The 18151-nt window shown below is 32.8% G+C and carries 20 protein-coding genes; 10 read left to right on the top strand and 10 right to left on the bottom strand.

Annotated features, from left to right (window positions below; genetic code table 11):
* Positions 1–354: 354 nt before the first annotated feature.
* Complete coding sequence (locus tag C6989_RS05480; RefSeq protein WP_182126564.1) at positions 355–1188, bottom strand: M12 family metallo-peptidase; 834 nt, start codon at positions 1186–1188, stop codon at positions 355–357.
* Positions 1178–1900, bottom strand: coding sequence for a hypothetical protein (locus tag C6989_RS05475; protein WP_182126563.1), 723 nt, complete (start codon positions 1898–1900; stop codon positions 1178–1180). The genes C6989_RS05480 and C6989_RS05475 overlap by 11 nt, the downstream gene beginning before the upstream one ends.
* Before the next feature lie 148 nt (positions 1901–2048).
* Here C6989_RS05475 and C6989_RS05470 point away from each other — a divergent pair, with 148 nt between their 5' ends.
* Positions 2049–2597, top strand: coding sequence for an ArsR/SmtB family transcription factor (locus tag C6989_RS05470; RefSeq protein ID WP_182126562.1), 549 nt, complete (start codon positions 2049–2051; stop codon positions 2595–2597).
* Here C6989_RS05470 and C6989_RS05465 read toward each other — a convergent pair.
* Complete coding sequence (locus C6989_RS05465; protein ID WP_182126561.1) at positions 2594–3724, bottom strand: hypothetical protein; 1131 nt, start codon at positions 3722–3724, stop codon at positions 2594–2596. The two genes, C6989_RS05470 and C6989_RS05465, sit on opposite strands and share 4 nt — an antisense overlap.
* A 363-nt stretch (positions 3725–4087) precedes the next feature.
* On the opposite strand from C6989_RS05465, the gene C6989_RS05460 reads away from it, so the two are divergent.
* The 3 genes from C6989_RS05460 to C6989_RS05450 all read left to right on the top strand — a co-directional run bounded on the left by C6989_RS05460 (position 4088) and on the right by C6989_RS05450 (position 5184).
* On the top strand, positions 4088–4321 hold the full coding sequence (locus C6989_RS05460) for a hypothetical protein (RefSeq protein ID WP_182126560.1): 234 nt from the start codon (positions 4088–4090) through the stop codon (positions 4319–4321).
* 1 nt (position 4322) lies between these two features.
* Positions 4323–4577 (top strand): type II toxin-antitoxin system RelE family toxin, encoded by a 255-nt coding sequence (locus C6989_RS05455; RefSeq protein WP_182126559.1) that lies wholly within the window; start codon positions 4323–4325, stop codon positions 4575–4577.
* Between the two features lie 88 nt (positions 4578–4665).
* Positions 4666–5184 carry a hypothetical protein gene (locus C6989_RS05450; RefSeq protein ID WP_220462859.1) on the top strand — a complete coding sequence of 173 codons (519 nt, stop codon included), beginning with the start codon at positions 4666–4668 and terminating at the stop codon, positions 5182–5184.
* Positions 5185–5409: 225 nt separating this feature from the next.
* On the opposite strand, the gene C6989_RS05445 is transcribed toward C6989_RS05450, so the two are convergent.
* From C6989_RS05445 to C6989_RS05435, 3 genes are all read right to left on the bottom strand, one after another.
* A complete protein-coding gene (locus tag C6989_RS05445) occupies positions 5410–5583 on the bottom strand; it encodes a hypothetical protein (RefSeq protein WP_182126557.1) in 174 nt (57 codons plus the stop codon).
* 89 nt (positions 5584–5672) lie between these two features.
* Complete coding sequence (locus tag C6989_RS05440) at positions 5673–6581, bottom strand: ComEC/Rec2 family competence protein (protein ID WP_182126556.1); 909 nt, start codon at positions 6579–6581, stop codon at positions 5673–5675.
* 47 nt (positions 6582–6628) lie between these two features.
* Positions 6629–7873: a tyrosinase family protein gene (locus C6989_RS05435; protein WP_182126555.1), complete on the bottom strand. Its 1245-nt coding sequence runs from the start codon at positions 7871–7873 to the stop codon at positions 6629–6631.
* 125 nt (positions 7874–7998) lie between these two features.
* Here C6989_RS05435 and C6989_RS05430 point away from each other — a divergent pair, with 125 nt between their 5' ends.
* The 4 genes from C6989_RS05430 to C6989_RS05415 all read left to right on the top strand — a co-directional run bounded on the left by C6989_RS05430 (position 7999) and on the right by C6989_RS05415 (position 12922).
* Positions 7999–8790, top strand: a complete 792-nt coding sequence (locus C6989_RS05430; RefSeq protein ID WP_182126554.1) for a hypothetical protein — start codon at positions 7999–8001, stop codon at positions 8788–8790.
* 66 nt (positions 8791–8856) lie between these two features.
* A complete protein-coding gene (locus C6989_RS05425; RefSeq protein WP_182126553.1) occupies positions 8857–10449 on the top strand; it encodes an aldehyde oxidase family protein in 1593 nt (530 codons plus the stop codon).
* A complete protein-coding gene (locus C6989_RS05420; protein WP_182126552.1) occupies positions 10446–11408 on the top strand; it encodes a hypothetical protein in 963 nt (320 codons plus the stop codon). The genes C6989_RS05425 and C6989_RS05420 overlap by 4 nt, the downstream gene beginning before the upstream one ends.
* Positions 11409–11944: 536 nt before the next feature.
* A complete protein-coding gene (locus C6989_RS05415; protein WP_220462858.1) occupies positions 11945–12922 on the top strand; it encodes a glycosyltransferase in 978 nt (325 codons plus the stop codon).
* 113 nt (positions 12923–13035) lie between these two features.
* Here C6989_RS05415 and C6989_RS05410 read toward each other — a convergent pair whose 3' ends face one another.
* From C6989_RS05410 to C6989_RS05395, 4 genes are all read right to left on the bottom strand, one after another.
* Positions 13036–13389: a hypothetical protein gene (locus tag C6989_RS05410; protein ID WP_182126550.1), complete on the bottom strand. Its 354-nt coding sequence runs from the start codon at positions 13387–13389 to the stop codon at positions 13036–13038.
* A 277-nt stretch (positions 13390–13666) separates the two neighbouring features.
* Positions 13667–14209 (bottom strand): hypothetical protein, encoded by a 543-nt coding sequence (locus tag C6989_RS05405; RefSeq protein ID WP_182126549.1) that lies wholly within the window; start codon positions 14207–14209, stop codon positions 13667–13669.
* Positions 14210–14467: 258 nt separating this feature from the next.
* Complete coding sequence (locus tag C6989_RS05400) at positions 14468–15244, bottom strand: histidine kinase (protein ID WP_182126548.1); 777 nt, start codon at positions 15242–15244, stop codon at positions 14468–14470.
* 76 nt (positions 15245–15320) lie between these two features.
* Positions 15321–15821 (bottom strand): HEAT repeat domain-containing protein, encoded by a 501-nt coding sequence (locus tag C6989_RS05395; RefSeq protein WP_182126547.1) that lies wholly within the window; start codon positions 15819–15821, stop codon positions 15321–15323.
* A gap of 89 nt (positions 15822–15910) precedes the next feature.
* Between C6989_RS05395 and C6989_RS05390 the strand changes: the two genes are divergently transcribed.
* Both C6989_RS05390 and C6989_RS05385 read left to right on the top strand, forming a co-directional pair.
* Positions 15911–16507 carry a hypothetical protein gene (locus C6989_RS05390; RefSeq protein WP_182126546.1) on the top strand — a complete coding sequence of 199 codons (597 nt, stop codon included), beginning with the start codon at positions 15911–15913 and terminating at the stop codon, positions 16505–16507.
* Positions 16508–16566: 59 nt separating this feature from the next.
* Positions 16567–18057, top strand: a complete 1491-nt coding sequence (locus C6989_RS05385) for an EamA family transporter (RefSeq protein ID WP_182126545.1) — start codon at positions 16567–16569, stop codon at positions 18055–18057.
* Positions 18058–18151 lie beyond the last annotated feature (94 nt).

Below are 18151 nucleotides of genomic sequence, written 5' to 3'. Positions count from 1 at the left end.
CCCATCCGGTCCATCCCCACTGTGGGTTCAGACCCCTTTCTGACAATTCTCCAAAACAACTTTGCCGTTTGGCAAGGTTCCAACAAATCTCCAACCTTCTATAATGAACTGCTCTGCTTCTTCGCTTGTTGCTACTCTTTGGCTTGGTTTGTTTTACCGATGTCCAGTTTCTGAAACATCTCTAGTACCTTGGTGCCAAATAATTTTGCAAATCAGATATTCATTTTTCTCCTTACTGAAAAGTATGAAAAAAATTGTGGCCGATCGAGAGATAGTTGATGTAAAATTTCATTTTGGATTTGCAAGTTTTAGAATTAGAAAGAGAATTGGGTAAAGAAAAAGAAAAAAGAGTGGTCAGTACCACGTTCTGCGATTTTCCATATCGGTATCATGTGTTGGTCGCCAATTCATTATGTAATTAGAACCACAAGAGGTACCCATAATTCCAGGTACTAAGCTAGCACAAAGTGCAGTGTCATGACTCATACCATAATTGTGACTAAGTTCGTGCATGATAGTTCTTGGAAAATCTGATGAGTCACTTGCCACCAAGATAGTTGGTCTATTACCACCACTTGATTCAACAGTTGTACATCCAGTTGCTGCTACACCACTACATGTCATATCATCATCATCTAAGAATGCAATTAAGATATCACCCGTAATATTATCCCAGTCAACGTCAGTTTCTACATTGTCTCTTAAATCAGAATATGTGGTGTCTGTTTCTGAACCCCAAGTAGGTGATGAAGATTCAATAAAGTTAATGTTGTGTTCTTCTTGGAAATAATCTTCTGCAGATTGAATATGTGATCTCATTGCAGATTCTGAAATTGAACCATCTACAGACAAAACATAATTTACATGAATTGTAGTACGTGATCCTATGTCAAAATCCACATTACTTTGTGATGAGGATATACCAGTTTGAACTTCACGTTCATCTCCATATTTAGATGCAGATACGGTACTTGTTTGTCCATTTGGACCTACACTGTAATCTCCAGATGAGGGTTGATAATCAATTTGATAGTTACCAGCTGATTCAGCGGTTACCCAAGCATCTGTGTTTGTGCTTGCACCATCTAGCACCTCACCAGTAATTGCAGCGAATGCAGGAGATAATCCAACAGTCATAGTAAGAACAGCAAGTGCTAAAACTAAACTGATATTTTTTCTATGGCTCATTTTCTTCTCCTGTTTTACCAGCTGATCTATCTACAATTGATTGATATTTTTCTAGATTAGATTCTGGAGAATGTGTTCCTAGATATTGAAGTTGTATATCACCTTGAGGAGTTTTGAAGTGTTTGCCATCAGTTTTTAATGCGAGATATTCATTAGCCTCAACATCACTGATTTCGAACCAGTTGTAAGGATCTTCCAATGTTTTAGATAACAGATTAGATTCACTTACTCGTGAATTTGGATCTTCATTATCCAAATGAACTGCTCTTACATAATTATTTTCAAGATTTACTTTGGCAGTTGAATAATATATCGAATAGAATTCATTACCAACTTTGAAATAATTACCGTTTTGTTCAGTTAATGCTTCAAATTCTCTTAGGTCATTTTTGTCAACTATTGTGACGCCATTTTCTACTACTCTTTGTAACCAATCATACTCAGTGAGTTTTAATTCAATTTGATCATCTCTATCTAAAGAACCAGGAAATGATTCTAAAATTGGAACTCCTGTCCAAAATTCATATTCAGATGGTTTTGAAACATCTTCTGGCTCACCATGAATTTCTGGCTGAGAGATTGTTTGTTGAGTATCTAGAGGCGCAATGACTAAAGTTGTGTTGTTTGCTTCATCAAGCATTATCGTTGCTGCTACTGAAGATAGGACAACTATCCCAGCCAGAACAAAAATGCTTAATTTTTTGTTATTCACAGTCATTGTAATTGTTCATAACATATGAGTTTATAGAAATTTAGTCAATCATAATTGAAACAATATTCTTATAGTATGAACATACTCTTTAAATACAAAATACAAATTCTCAAATAATTTTATAAACAAACCTTTTTCCTAGCAATCATTGGAAGAAAGCAAAGAGGAGAGTAAAGATGTTGATAAAATCAAAGTATTTTCCTCAGATGATGAAAAACTAAAAATTCTTGGTGAATTGTTAAGTAACAAATCAAGCAGAGATATTATCAGACTATTAATTGAAAAAGAATCGTACACAAATGAAATTGCAAGAAAATTAGAGTTAAGACCAAATTTGGTCATACATCATTTACAAAAAATGATGTCAGTAGGACTGCTTGAAATCACAAACAAGAAAATTACTAGAAAAGGAGAGGAACATAGATTTTTCAGGATTCCTAAAAGTATGTTAATCATTCCTAATGAATCAAAAAAGATTAAGAAAAATGGAATTTTAAAGAAAGTTTTCAAGGACGGAATAAAATTTGTAACAATTGGGCTAGTTGCTTTTATCGCATCGTGGATGTTCCCATCTGATGCACATCTTCAAGGGGGATCTGTAGTTGAGCCCATTATTCCAACAGGAAGCATACCATATTTGATAATAATAATTGGATTGATTGTTATGTGGATAGAAAAAAAGAAAAAAATGGTTTAGTTTAAACCAAGTTTTGATTTGAGGAATGTCCAATCATGAACATAATTGACAGTTATATTATTACCGTCAATGTTTTCAGTCCCTTCTCCGATATTCATTCCACCATATTTTTCATCTGAATCTCTGACAATAGGAGCTCCACTATCTCCTGTGTTGAAGCTTATGTTTTTGACGTAGTACAAATCAGTATACAGATACCCATTGATCCATTTCCATTGATTAACTTCAACAATAGTGCCAAAGTCTTTTCCAGAGTACTGTCCAATCAGATATACAGCGTCATTGTCAGACAAATCTCCATAGGTGACTGAAATATCACTACCAGCATCATTTACTTTACCTGTGCTAGATGCTCTTGTATCGATTTCCACAAAATCACAATCACAATACCATCCACCGTCTGTATGATGAGGACCTACCTCATGAGAGGCAGTATTTTTACTGTATTGGTAATAGTCGTCATGATTTGTGTTGCAATGATGAGGTATTACCACACCACTGATTTGAGAACCACCAGAGCCTTTTGTTGCCACAATATTGATAGTACAATCAATATCATTCACGTTGTCTGGTTCCCCTTTAGAAGCACCAATTATTGTAGTACATTTTCCAGTTTGACTAGGACAAGAACCTTGAAGATTTGCGTCATCTTGTCCATATGTTATATTTAACTGGATGTCATCACCTACAATTCTTTGAAGTTCTTGATCAATGTTGGATATCTTGGATTCATCCAACCTAATGTTTATTTCACCAGTGTATGAGTTGATACCCATTGATAAGAACGGATAATCAGTTGAAGCTAATTTCCACATGTTTAATGTGAGTTCATTTCTTCTCTCTTCACTAATATCTGCTAACTGTCTTTTTGGAGAAAGTTCGTAGTATTTTTTTTCAAGAGATTCAATTTTTGCTTCATTATCTGATATCAGTTGTTGAACTTCTGTATTGGGTTCTAATTTTGAATATGCTTCATTTGCACGTTCAATTTCATGTATTTCATGTCCCAATTTGTCTTGTAATTCAGCATTGGTTGTTTCAGAATTTGCAAATACAATATCAATTCCAGTTAGGAATAAGACCACAGAAAGCATTGCAATTCCTGAAAGAACATATTTTGATGTCATTGAAATTTACATAAATTATTATGTTAATAAAAAATAGTTCAATCCAAATTGAACTAAACTATATATTCATATCATAAGAATCTCACACATGATCTGCAATGAAATCATGAGCAAATGTGAAATAGAACAGGAGTCTCCCGGCAGATATTGAACTCACTTGGAGATGGAGCAGTTTAAAATTGACTGCCCCTTATGCGGTAAAACCGTGACTCTTCTAGAGTTTTCAGAACACATCAGAGAAGACGTAAAAAATAGTTTAGAACGGTAATAGATTTTTAGAAGATAAAGAAGATAGTAGTTTGAAAGGCACTCCAATTGATTTGTTTTTATATTAGAATATACCATAGTATACTAGAGTATACCATGGAACAAAGCACAATCAAGCTTTCTAAAAAGATAAAAAATGATCTCAAAAAGCAGATGACCCACCCAGGTGAAACCTACGAAACGGTAATTGCAAGACTGCTAAAAAACTCACAAGAAGACGATGTGCTAAGCCCTGCAATCATCAAAAATATTGAAGAAGGGGTGGCAGACATCAAGGCAGGACGCGTGTATACATCTGAGCAAGTCAAAAAGAGATTAGGCCTAAAATGATATGACATGGCAGGTCATATGGTCTGAAAAGTCTGTAAAACAGCTAGAAAAACTAGACAAGAAAAATGCACAAAGGGTTTATGATGCAGTATTAGATAGTATACAAGATCCGTTCAAAAGCGTGTCAAGACTTTCAAATTCACCATTTTACAGACTAAGAGTAGGAAATTACAGAGTTATTTTGGATCTACAACAAAGTAAAATGATCATCTTTGTTATCGAAGCAGATCATAGGGGAAGAATTTACAAAAAATAATGGGTAGGAGTGTAAAAAGTATCCCAGTAACTTTTTGCCATTATATGATATGATCACAACTCATAAAAGGGACAAATACTATAGTATGATGATAATATTGTCACTCAAAGAAATTAAAAATATTGTCAAAAAACAAAAAAATCATCTTGTTAAGACTAGAGAAATATGTGCTAATTCCTCACAGATTTTTTCCAAATCTCTAAAAAAACTAGACAACTCAGAATTAGCTGCTGTAGTAGGAGTATCATTGATATCTCAAATGGTGTTGTTGTCTGAAATTTCAGGAGGTTTAGATAAAAAATCAATTACTGTAATTCAAAAACAACTGAACAGCATATCTCCAAAGTTAAACCTAGGAGATATGGTAATTGGACCTAAAGCTGTTTTTAAAATAGGAGGATGTTTTGATGCATCAATTGCATATGCAATGGCTGTTCAAAGATGTGAAGACGATGGCAGAAGAGAAGAAGAATGTCTAGAATCAATAGGTCCTGCAGCAGAGCTGGCAGCATGCCAATTAAAACAATTAGAAGGACTACAGGGAATAATCAACATGATCTGGAAACGCCTAAAACTTCCAAGACCAATTCCATTTCCAATTAGATAAAACAGTTAACAAATTAAAACCAGAAAAATCAATTATAGTTTCATAGTTAGAAAAAATGTAGGAGTTTTGAAAGTACTCCAATAACTTTCTACCGTTGTATCACATCTACAAAATCATCAAAAAGGTATCCGCACCCACTGCGGGATGAGATACCATCCAGTCCATTTCTAATTTACACATAATACCCATCAAAAAATTATGAAAAATAAAATGTATTGGAACGAATTAAGAATTTTCAAGATCTGCTTGTTTGGTTTTCAGTTCTTGTAAGAAGTCGTTAAGATCCTTTAATGTCTTATTTTCCATTCCAGTTAGTTGGTTGACTTGTCTATAGTCATAGCACATTTTTGTAATACTGTTTTGCAAATCGCGAACAGCATTAATTGCTCCCAATGACATACCTCAGATGAAAAAAAGTATTTAATAATGCTTTCTTATCTTAAGAAAAATATAACTTCATATTTTCTAAGTTGTATGAATAAACATAATCAATTAAAACCAACCATCTGAATTCCGGTCTCATCAATAGTGGCCACAATAGTACCAGATTCATCAGTTCGATAAATGTCAGAACCAAAATCGATCAGTCTATTTAGAACTTCATCTTTAGGATGTCCCCATTGATTATTTCCCACACTAATTGTTGAGAAAACAGGGCTTGTTGCCACAAGAAATTCCTCAGATGTGGAAGTATCACTTCCATGATGGCCTACTTTGAGAATATCGATGTCAAAATCATCACCGATGGAATCATCAACATCCCCATCTAAAAGTCGTTGTTCACATACTTTCTCACAATCACCAGTAAGTAGAACTGACTTCCCACCATATGAAATTTTTACAAGAATAGAATTGGCATTTGGATCTCTATCTAGTCCATTCCCATCGTCATAAGGTACAATTAATTCAATTTCAGTGTCATCATCAATATCCCATAATCTGTCTCGCTGAATTATTGTTCTGTTAATATTCTCAATTGCAGTAATATGATCAGCATATGTTGCAGTATGTCTAGGATTAGGTTGGCCATTATCTATGACATGTCCTACATCAATCAATTCAATGAGTTCGTCCAAACCTCCAATATGATCTGCATCAGGATGAGTTGCAATCATCAGATCTATTCTGTCAATTCCTTGACTTGAAATATAATCAAACACATCATCGCCTTTCCAATTGTTACCACCATCAACTAAAATTGAATAGCCAGAAGGAGTCAATATCAAAGTAGAGTCACCTTGCCCCACATCAATAAAATGAACTTGTAATACAGATATAGATCCATCATTATCTTCAAAAATAGGTTCGTCTTCATTAGAATCATAATAAAACACGGTTCCGGTTGCACTTGCCAATATTACAGCAAGTACTGCAGGAATTACAATTTTATTTACCAATATCATTAGTTAGGAAAGTATGAATAATTATGAGTTTTGTTAGAACACTAAGGAATAGGAATATCCTGAGTTTTTGCCAGATTTCCAGAATTTGTACCATTAACAGAAATTTGAATATCATCTCCTCCCAATTGAACTCCACGTAAGGAGTTAACTTGGTTTACAGTATGGCTAATTTCAAGAATCACATCGACAAAATCATTATCACTTTCCGAACGTCCAAGTCTATCTTCATAACCTATTGTAGTCAGTATTTGATCGTTAATGCCCATACTAGATGCAAACTTGTCGGGTATACTCCCTATGATTTTATATCTTGTTAAAAGGTCACCAGTAGTTTGGTTTCTTATTTCAATTTGATTTTCCAAAAATTGTTTTACTATGGAAGGAATGGTAAAGTGGTTATCTAGAACATGCCTAGGAGTTACAACGTCATAATCAGAAAAAGTGGGAAGTAAATTTTGTAATGGAACATTTGTTGCAGTTCCCTCTCGAATAGTGACAGTATTATCAGAGCCATCCCATGGCCACATTGGATCATCTAAACGACTACCATAAGTTCCAAGATTGTTAGGATTATAATTTTCAGTACCAGAATGAAGTTCTTGCCATTTTGACCACAGCCGATCAACATTAGCATGATGTAAGAAAAAGACAGGATCATTAGGTGAAGACATAGAAGTCATATGACCGCTAACCCACATGTGAATGTCTCCATGAGGAGATTCCAATCCAGGTAAAAAGGAATCAAAGTCATTATCTCCATATACCGCATCTTGAGCATCATCAGCAAAATTTCCAAGTTGAGAAAGTTTGGTAGTTAGCAAGGCGGAATCACGTACAAGTGTATTGCCATGATTTCCCCCATCTAGTTCTGGATGGATAGACCAATTTGATTCAACAAAATAACCACTAGTGATACGACCTCCATTTTGAGAGTCGCCAGGAGGACCAATGAAATCATCGGTGAATATAGCAGTTGTATTATCAGAGTCACCTGAAGACCAATCCCAATAAGGCAAAAACACTAACGGATCAACGGATTGTAGAGCTTTTTCAAATCTATTCAAATATTCTCTGTGCCATGACAAAAAGCCTGGAACAAAATGTGCACCATCACCAATGAATACACCGTTTCGAGTTCTTCGGGTAACCCCAAGATGGATTGCAACAAATTCATCATATCTATTCAAAACATGTCCAGGTTCAGTCTGTTGTTTTAGTGTAAGAAGTGCATTACAAAATCTCTGCTTCTCATCATTTGTTAAATCTTTGGCATTTTTTTGATTCATACTAAGTATACTTAATATGAAGAGGGGAATAAAAGAATATCTTATATTACCATCATATTATTTTATTAATAAATATGAAAATAAGAAAATAATTCTTAAATAAAACCGCAGAAATATGATAGCATATGATATCACCATATCCTGGAATTAAAGGAAAATTATTTTTAGGAGTGACATTAGGCCTTATTACTTTTGGACTGTTCAATATTGTAACACAAAGTTATGCAATATCACATGAAGGAATTGATTTACCAGAAAGTTTGAAAGCAGAAGATTTACTAAATTATGCAGTTTTACAAGGAATTAGTCAAATAGGCCCACTTTTAGCCGGAATACTCCCATTAGGATTTTCATATTTAAGAAAACAGGGAATAAAGATAGACAAAGATGCAGAAGCATATTTTATTAAAACAATTCCAAAATTGGTAGAAAATCAAAGCAGATGGATTTATGAAGAAATGAAAGATTCACAGAAAATGCAGGCTTACATAGATGCCGATGAAGCTAATGGAATTTCTGAAAGAGTATTTCCAAAGAGTCTAGGAGAAACTGCATTTGACAATGTAAAAAAGGATTTGTTAAATATGTTAAAAGAAGATGGGTTTAGAGACTCAACAAAAAAAATTCTAAAAGACAATATGAAAAATGCAATAGAAACAGCAGTTACACAAAATAATAAAGCGCTTACCGACAGAAGTAGAAATTTAATAGGAGAACTATCGCCATTGATTATAGATGCATTACTTTTGGCATATGCGACTCCAGATGAAGCACGTGCTGCAAAACAAGATATTATAAAATCAGCGAAAGAAGCAATTCAAGAAAATTTTGATTTTGAAGAGATAATGTATGATAAAAACTTGGCAGAAATTTTTATCAAATCAGAATTAAATAAAAAAATAGGCCAAGTGAATTAGCCTTTATTTCAATTGTCACATAATCATAATCACGAACATAGCGAAAATGAAACAAGCACAGATGGCATGTACAAGCTTGATACAGTTGCAGTCCACATGGCATTACTACCTACAGAAAAAATTATAGTATTTTCAGGAGATGATGATTATATTTGGAAATGGTGGAAAGGGAAATCAAGTATATGGGATCCCAACAATAAATGTGTAAATCATGATCCCAAACTAACAAGAAATCTTTTTTGTTCAGGTCATTGTATGCTGCCAGACGGTAGACTATTAGTTGCAGGAGGACAATCAACTGTACATCACGGATTGACAGCTTTCTTGTCATTTTTAGGAATTTTACAGATATTTACAAAAGGAGCAGATCATGACATCAACATATTCAATCCACAATCACATAAATGGAATCAAAATAAACATGAGATCTGTAAGGAGGGACATGAAAGTGAGAAACACAAACATGGAAGTGGTGAGGATAAAGAGGATTCAAAAGGTGAGCCAGTGGCAAAAATGCCCAAGGCTAGATGGTATCCAACATGCATCACATTACCAGATGGCAAAGCATTGATAGCATCAGGAATTTATTCACAAGGACACTATGCATTTCTCAAAAGATTTGGTCGTTACTCATTTATCAATGAAAATTATGAGATTTTTGATCCAGAAACAAATCAACTATCAGAACCAAAACACTTTTTGAAAGGAATTAGAGCATATCCATTTCTTCAAATTTTACCTAATGAAATGATGTTTGTACATTATCTAAATACGACCAAATTATGGAAAATTAAAGAAAAAGAATTTTTGCCAATTGAATTTAAAACAGAATTAAATGGAACTAGAACGTATGATGGAATGGGATCATGTGTCATGTTGCCCATCAGACATAATGATACAGAATACAAAATTATGGTAGTTGGGGGAAGTACTTCACTATATCCAAAAGAAGACACACCCGCAACAAATCAATCAGAAATTTTTGAATTTAATCCAGAAAAACCTGAAGAATCAAAATGGAGAAAAACAAAAAATCCTACAAATTCAGAAAGATTTCTTTCTGATTCAGTATTGTTACCAGATGGAACAATTCTAGTCACCAACGGGGCAGGAAAAGGAACATCTGATCATAATGAAGACGCAGTGATGACTGTTGAGATATTTAATCCAGAAACAGAAGTCTGGACAAAATTAAAAAATAAAATACAAAGGGCAAGATTGTATCACGGTACAGCAGTACTTTTGGCAGATGGAAGAGTCGTCGTAGCAGGCAGTACAGGTCATGATTGGCCACCTAGCAATAATGAAAAATACATAGAATTTATCAAACCGCCATACTTACAGGATTCTAAGGACAGGCCAGAAATTATAGAATGTCCTGAAGAAATAGAATATGATAAAAAATTTGAGATGAAGGTAAAAAACAATGAAAAAATAAAAGACATTTCATTAATCAGGATCTCTTCCACGACACATAACAACAACATGGATCAAAGATGTTTATTCTTAGAAATAACCAATGCAAATAATGACAGGATAGAAATCAAGAATGCAGAAAATGGTTCATGGGCACCTCCAGGATATTATTTAATTCATGCATTAAATGACCAAAATATTCCTTCAGAAGGGAAAATGATTAGAATTAAAGTAAAATCATGACAAACTTACTAGGGATTTTTCCTAAGACTAACAAAATTGCAATTTTTACTTATGCAGGAGCACTATTATTTTTCATGATTTTACCTGTTACATATGCAGAACAGCCAGCAATTTCAATTTACAAAGACATGAGTAGTGAAAGGTTTGACTGGAGTGAGACCACAACCATAACAATTACAATTTCAAATGTAGGAATGCAAGAAATCAAGGATATTTTGATTCAAGATAAAATTAATCCAGTTTTTGAGATAAAAAATAACCCAGATGGTTTTTCACTACAAGAGGATGCCTTGACACTGGAAATTGAATCTATCAAGGCAGGAGAAAGTAAGAAATTTTCTTATCAAATCACAGGAAAAAACGGAATTGAAAGTAAAGCAAACGTGGAATTTACCATACCATCGGCTAAAATAATATTTTCTGATCAAACATTTCAAATTTCAAATAAGATCAATGTCATAATTAGTCCATGGTGGCACAACAACATGGTTCCAACCGTCACCATACTACTACTATTGGCATTTACAGGAGGAACAATAGGAACCAGTATTCACAATCTAAACACAAAAAGAGAGAAGATCAACAGTAATGATGAAAATGCAATCAAAAAAGCATATGGTTATCATCCATTATTAGGAGGAATTGCAGGAATAGTTGTACTTGGCTCATTTGAAGGATTATCTGTTCTATTTGCAGATTCTCAGTTACAGCCAACTGTTCAAAACATTATAGTGTTAGTAACAACATGTCTTATTGCAGGATTTGCGCCAATGGACATTATCAACAGAGCAACAAAACAATGGAAGAATGAAGCTATAGTCCAAAAAGTAAAGGCTGAAGAAGGAACCAATATGACATCACAAAACAACACAGAATTAGAAGATGCAAAATCAGAAATCGAAAGGCTTAAGAATATTTTGAGACGTATAGCAAGTGAAGGAGTAGAAAATGGCAGTTAAAAAATCAGAAATACTAAACATGATTAATGAGGCAGATTTGGCCATTGAGAAAATCGAGAAACAACAATCAAAAATCAGAAAGTTTGTTGCAGAAATTTAAGCATGGTTTTTCGATCATTTTTACATATTAGAAGCACATGTTGGAACAAGAAAATAAGACAATAAAGTTTCACCTCCCATCCGGGCACTCCCTTGGATTCCAGAAATAAGATTCACATGTAACTATTGTACAGATAACTTTGATGAACTTTTGAATGTAGACATAGTTGCAATTACAATATATTTTGGTACCCAAATAGAAATCTCCTATAAATTTAATTAGAATCCAAATTACTTTTTAATTTCTTTGAGTTTTAATTGTTTAACGATTAATTAATTATCGTAACATTTCAAAAGATTTTTGTGTAATCTCAAAGGTTATTTGCACATATCAATAAAGTAATGTTTTATCATTTTTTTTATAAATAATTTTCATAAACATTAGTTAGTCATTTATTTTTATAGTATAACTACGAATTACATAAAGTATGAATATAATGAATTGGAAAAAAACAATACCAAAAAAAATCAAGAATGCAATAAAGTTAGTATCCATTAGAGTTAATACTTACAGAGATAATAAATGTCAGGTAAATGGCATAGAGAATTACAAAAGAGTTCTTCATATTTGGGATACTGCAGGGGTTGCTTCATTATTATCTCGCGAACTTAACAAAAATGGCTATGAATCCCATGTAATTATGAGAACAATACATGATCCGTTTGGTATGACTAAATATTATCAACAAGAATCAGTTGATATGGGAGGTAAAGAATATCTTTATTATTGTAAACGACAAGCCAAAGATTATGGTATAATTCACATTCATGGTATCCACAAAATAGTTCCCGAATACAAAAAGATATTTCCAAACAAGAAAATAATATTACAGTTTCATGGCTCAGACTTGATAAAACCAAACAATGAAAAAGAATTAGTGGAATGTTCTAGTCATGCAGATGCTATAATTTGTTCAACACCTGACTTGGAAGAACACGTATTAAAACATCCAGAATTACCAAAACCATATGTTTGCAGTAATGCCATTGACACTGAATTATTCAGACCAATGCCTGAAATAGAAAAAAAAACTGAGAAAGCACTTTACATAAAAATTAGATATGTTGATTTTCCATCTGTACAAAAATATTTAATGAAACATTGTATTTGGGATATTGAAGTGTTTGATAGAGGTGATGACACTTTTCATAGTTCAAAAAATACGGGACTGCCATTTTATAAAATGCCATTACTTTATAACCAATACAATAAGTTAGTAGATATCAAAATTTATACATATTCGGATGGGGATCCTGTACAGGCTTGGTCAAAAACTGGACTTGAAGCGTTGGCTTGTGGTTTACAAGTGTTTAATCATAAAAATGAGATAGTAAGTGAGCTACCAATTGAATTTACCCCCGAGTATCATTGTAAATGCATAATGAAAGTATATGAAAATATGGTTCAAAAGTAAAGGAATTGAACCATATGTCGGTTGTTTTTAGTATAGAGTTGAATATGAAATAAAGTCTTAGTTCTAAAATCCTATTGCTATTTTTACCGATTTTTTCCCTTTGTTTCCATTATTCATTCAAAACATTTTGAAAATGCATTTGTGTTTTTGTAATTAAACGATTCAGGAAAATAGTACAAAAGACCATCGCCCACGTTTTTTATTACACACCCATCGAATCTTTGTAGTAATGCGGCCATAGTGTTAAGAAATATTTCATAATACAAGCCCCATTCTCTAGTTTTCAACTTTGACGAAATTTTAGTAGAACCTACCATATCAACGAGACCAACTATGTAGTTTTGAGACAGTCCTGAAAATGACACACGATAGGCGGTAGTGCCCATTGCTTTACACCATGTAGGAATATTGCCTGTTTTTAGATCTGATGAAATTAATTTAGAGTTGTGAGCCTCTTTTGCAGCCATCTGATGCCCCCATATAATACGAATATGAATATAATATGTTATAAAGATTCGAGTATATCGATACAATTGTTTACCTGAAAGTGCTTTTGCAGATAAGCTGGATAAATTCAATTACCCAGATAATATAGCACATCTAATTTCTATTTGTTATAAGATAGCAGATTTTACAAAAATTCTAGATGGGGTTTGAATTTGACAATCAATGTTTTTGAAAAATATATAATTTTAGCAAATGGAATAGAGAATAAAATTATTGACAACTAATAGTTGGGAATTACTAGATATCAAATTTAGTACCTAGTGTTTTTCCCATTATTTTGAGTGCACATCTACAAACATCTGGGTTAGTAGTAAAAAATCCTCTAAATTTACCATCCTCAAATTCTTCAGAAATTAATCCAAACGGACCATTGGGACCTCTTGTAATTACGCTCCAGATATTTGCCATCTCTGTGTTACGGCAATTAAACACGTCTATTTTTGAAGGCAAATAAAAATGAGTTTTTTCAAAAGCTCCAATTATCCAAATTTTTGGGATTTGATGGATTATTTTTGAATATCTGCGTTCAACAAATTTGAATCTGGCAATTGTTTCAAAACTTGCAAGTAATGGTCTATAATTTTCTTGAGCATAATTTTCAATTAATTTACTTAGATAGTACAGAGGTTTTCTTTTTGCTATAAAATTATGATATGTAGATTCAACAAATTGATCTAGATTACACATTGGGAGAGTCGTATTTTCTAAGTTATGCAATTGGGCAAGTTGTGGAAATTGTTCCCATACTTTTCCAACAAAATCAGTATAAGGGTTTTCCATAGAAGATTATTGTGGGTATAAGATTTAAGGGTGCACCAAGCCAGGTGTTCTGCAAAACAGTTTTCAATAACACCATCTAATCCATATTAACTTTATAGCATCATATAGCTCGTCATTTAAAATCAATTACAAAAATATTTGTATTAAATTTTCAAATATCAAAAAAACATAAGAATGTTATGGGTTCCAGCTACTCTCTAGAGTTAATAAGAAAGATTATCTAAAAATGATAGTTGTTATTTTTATAATTTTATTTTATCAAATTGTTTTTTTATGCTTGTATAATGCATAGATGATAATCCAATAGCCACCATACCAGAACAGATTTACAGGATGAGTTAAATCAAATTCGCCAAAAAGTTCAAGGTAATAATACCAAATATCTCCAATTATCCAAGATAAAATTCCAATCACTAGAACAGTCCATGCTTTTCCCAAAAGACCATCCCGGAATATTGTAGCACCTAAAACAGCAAATGCCAACACAAGGCTTGAAGATGCAACAAATAATAATCCATAATAGAAATCAAATCCATATTCTCCAAGTTCAGCAAACGCATTGGTTGAATAACTAATCAAGATTAATGCAGGCAACGTAATAACCCAAATTTTGTATCGGTTTGAAAAGGATGAAAAAAACCTAATGTTGAAAATCAGATATGCTAATGCTAATGGGTATTGCAAGAAAAAGAAGATATCCGCAATAGAAGGGTAAGGATCTATTCCTAAAAATAAATCATAGATCAAATATGTGATTTCGCCTAGAAAAATCATAAGATATGCAAACCCTAGAGAGATGTAGGCTTTACGATAAATTCCTGCATCAATATATTTTACTGCAGTAATAAATGACGCAATAGTAACTGCTAATGGATTCATGAAGGAAAAAATTGAAATTATTATATCTGTATCAGCAGGATTTGAAAAGTAATTTACATATATATGAAAAACAAATACTGCAGAAATAATACATGCGATTACTTTAAAATTTATGTTTGTTTTTAATTTACTTGGTACGATATCGGGTTCAGTCAATTATAAAATAATTGTTTAGCAAGTATATCTTTAGTTCGGTTTAAAGTTACCGACATGATAATTTTAAGATTATAGTTTACAGGATCTCTGACGGGGTGTACTTGGTACTCTGTCCTTTTAATCGCTCAAATCTTTTTAGTACGAACTGTGCAGTTTCTCTTACATCGATACTTGGATCATTACATGCCTCTTTTATCAGATCTTCAACTTCAAATGCCCTCATTAATCCTAATGATTCTATTGCCTCATGTTTTGAGAGAACACTATTATCGTGAAGTGCAATATCTACCAAAACATCAATTTTGTGTCTCAAATTCCTTGCGGCAATTTGAAAACTTGCTTCATGCTTAACTACACCATTTTTATCATTTCGGAGAACCCATTCTAAAAGATTGGCAACTTTGTTGCGCAAATGATTTTCATCTTTTGGATCTTCGGCAAGTTCTCCTACAAGCCATACTGCATCCCATCTCTTTGATTCGTCAGTTTCATTTCTCAGAATATCATTACATACTTCAAACCGTTCCTCATCAGGCAGTTGACGCATGTTATTTTCATCAAAAACTTGAATTGCCATTATTACCAAGTTTGGAAATTAGTATTTAATAAAAATATCCTTTATTTCGCATAGAGAAAATTAATAAACTATTAAAAAGATATAACGGTATGCCAGGCTTGGACAATCTTATTGCCAAATCATTAGAAGAAATCATCAAGAAAAATCTTGGAGAAAACATGATTAGAAAAATCGAGGACAGATTATTTGAAAAATATGGAGTATCATTTACACAAGCAATGGAAGAATTTGATAAACTAGACTTGGTATTAAGAGAATTTTTTGGAAAAGGGGCAGATGGGTTAGAGAGAAAATTCTTTGAAAATATCTTTCAATCAAAGTCAAAATCAAAAGAGGGGTGGTACACATTACGTGATGAAAAAATATCTCAAATGATTTTACAGTCATTTGGGGATTTAGAGAAAAAAGCAATTCTAGAATCAGTTGCAGAAACCCCAAAAATAATTTCAGAAATTATTGATGATTGCAATCTATCACAGACATCAGGTTACAGAAAAATTAACAATTTGATTGATAATGGATTATTATACAAAGCAGGTCAGATTTCACGAGATAATAAAAAAATTAACAAATACCTATGTGCATTCAGTAACCTAAGAATTAATTTAGAAGGCAAAAAAATGAGCGTAGAATTACAGCTAATGAACTCTGAGAAAAGCCTATTTATCAAGACCATTAGATTGTAGGAACAAAAAACAAGGATCATATTATTAAGTAATGATGTCATTTCCATAAATGGAAACAATTGAGATGTAGGTTAATTAAAAATAAGAATTATCTAGGATATTATTTCATTATTATTGCCGCAGCCTTATCATCTCTGGTACACGTAGTATCAAAACCAATGTTAGAAATTGGTGAAAGTTCAATTGGGATAAATCCAATTGTAATGACATTTCTTGTATACATGATATGTGGGGCATTTTTTACACCCATAGCAAGAAAAACAGATTCAGTTAGCAAATTTTCACGAAAAGATATCCTATTCATGGGACTCATTGGTTTATCAGAAGTTGCAGCGTTGGCAACGTATTTTTTTGGATTGCAAAACTCAACAGCAGTAAATGCATCAATTTTTAGCAATAGTGAGATAGTCTTTTCCCTAATAATTGCAATGGTCGTTTTCAAAGAGAGGCTAAACATAAAGGAATGCATTCCATTTTCCATGATCATTATCGGAATGATGGTGATCCCCATTCTAAACAACATTGTTGAGAATGGGATGAATATTCACAACATCATGACAGGAGACTTGTTAATTATTATTTCAGGATTTTTGTACGGAATAGACATTACGATATGTAAGTATATTGGAGACAAGTATGACTCTAGAAGAGTAACACAGATTACGTCATTTGCATGTGCAGGTATAGCACTATTGTTCATAGCTATTTTACAGATACCAATGGACTTTGAAATATCACACCTTCCAAATATTGCGATAATTGCGATACTTGGTACCGGAATGTCAACATTGTTATTTTTAGCAGGCCTGAAAAAAATTGGGGCAGTAAGAAGTGTTTTGTTGTATTCTACAACATCAGTGTTTGGAATCATCTTTGCAGGAATATTCCTTTCTGAAGAAATCACATCAATGGATATGGTTTCACTTTCAATAACTCTAATAGGTATTTTCATGTTAAGAAACAAGCTTGCAGAATCAGAGTCAGATGAACAAACAGCCAAGTCATATCAAAACAAATACAAGAATTCAAAGTTTGTAAGACACAAAACACCTAATTTCAAAAAAATTCTGAAAATAATAGGAAACATGCAGAAAAGGGAACATGCAGAACAGTACAGCAAAGAAAAAGACAGATTTTTAAATACTATCCCTAATTTTGCAAATAGCAGACCAAAGACTGCAATAGTTGTTAGTGATGATCACCTAGTAGTTAGAGTACTTTGTAAAATCCTTGAAATATTAGGCATAAAAATTCTTTCCAAAGGAATCGATGTCATTAAAATGAGGGAAAAATACAATCCAGACATCATATTCATTGATGGGTATACAAAAAGATTCGATGGAATTATTGCATTAAAAGAGATTAGAAAAAAAGATGCGACAACAAAAATTGTCATGATAACAGAAGACGTTACAAAAGGTATGGAAGATATGCTAAAGAGATATGGAGCATCAGTTATTATTCACAAGCCATTTAGTATAAATCAAATGAAGAAAATTATTAGTAGATTAGGAAAAAAACCCATAACCATACAAAGATATAATTCGTAAATCAAAGATATCAATATCTCAAAAAAGTAAAATGGAGCAAAAAATGCCTAGGCTACATGTCAATCCATCTACTTAAAATTAGATAATAATCAAA

This window comes from Nitrosopumilus sp. b2, from assembly GCF_014078535.1.
GTDB classification, from domain to species: domain Archaea; phylum Thermoproteota; class Nitrososphaeria; order Nitrososphaerales; family Nitrosopumilaceae; genus Nitrosopumilus; species Nitrosopumilus piranensis.
The sequence above is the reverse complement of the archived record's forward strand: the minus strand, read 5'-3'. Positions and strand labels throughout refer to the sequence as shown.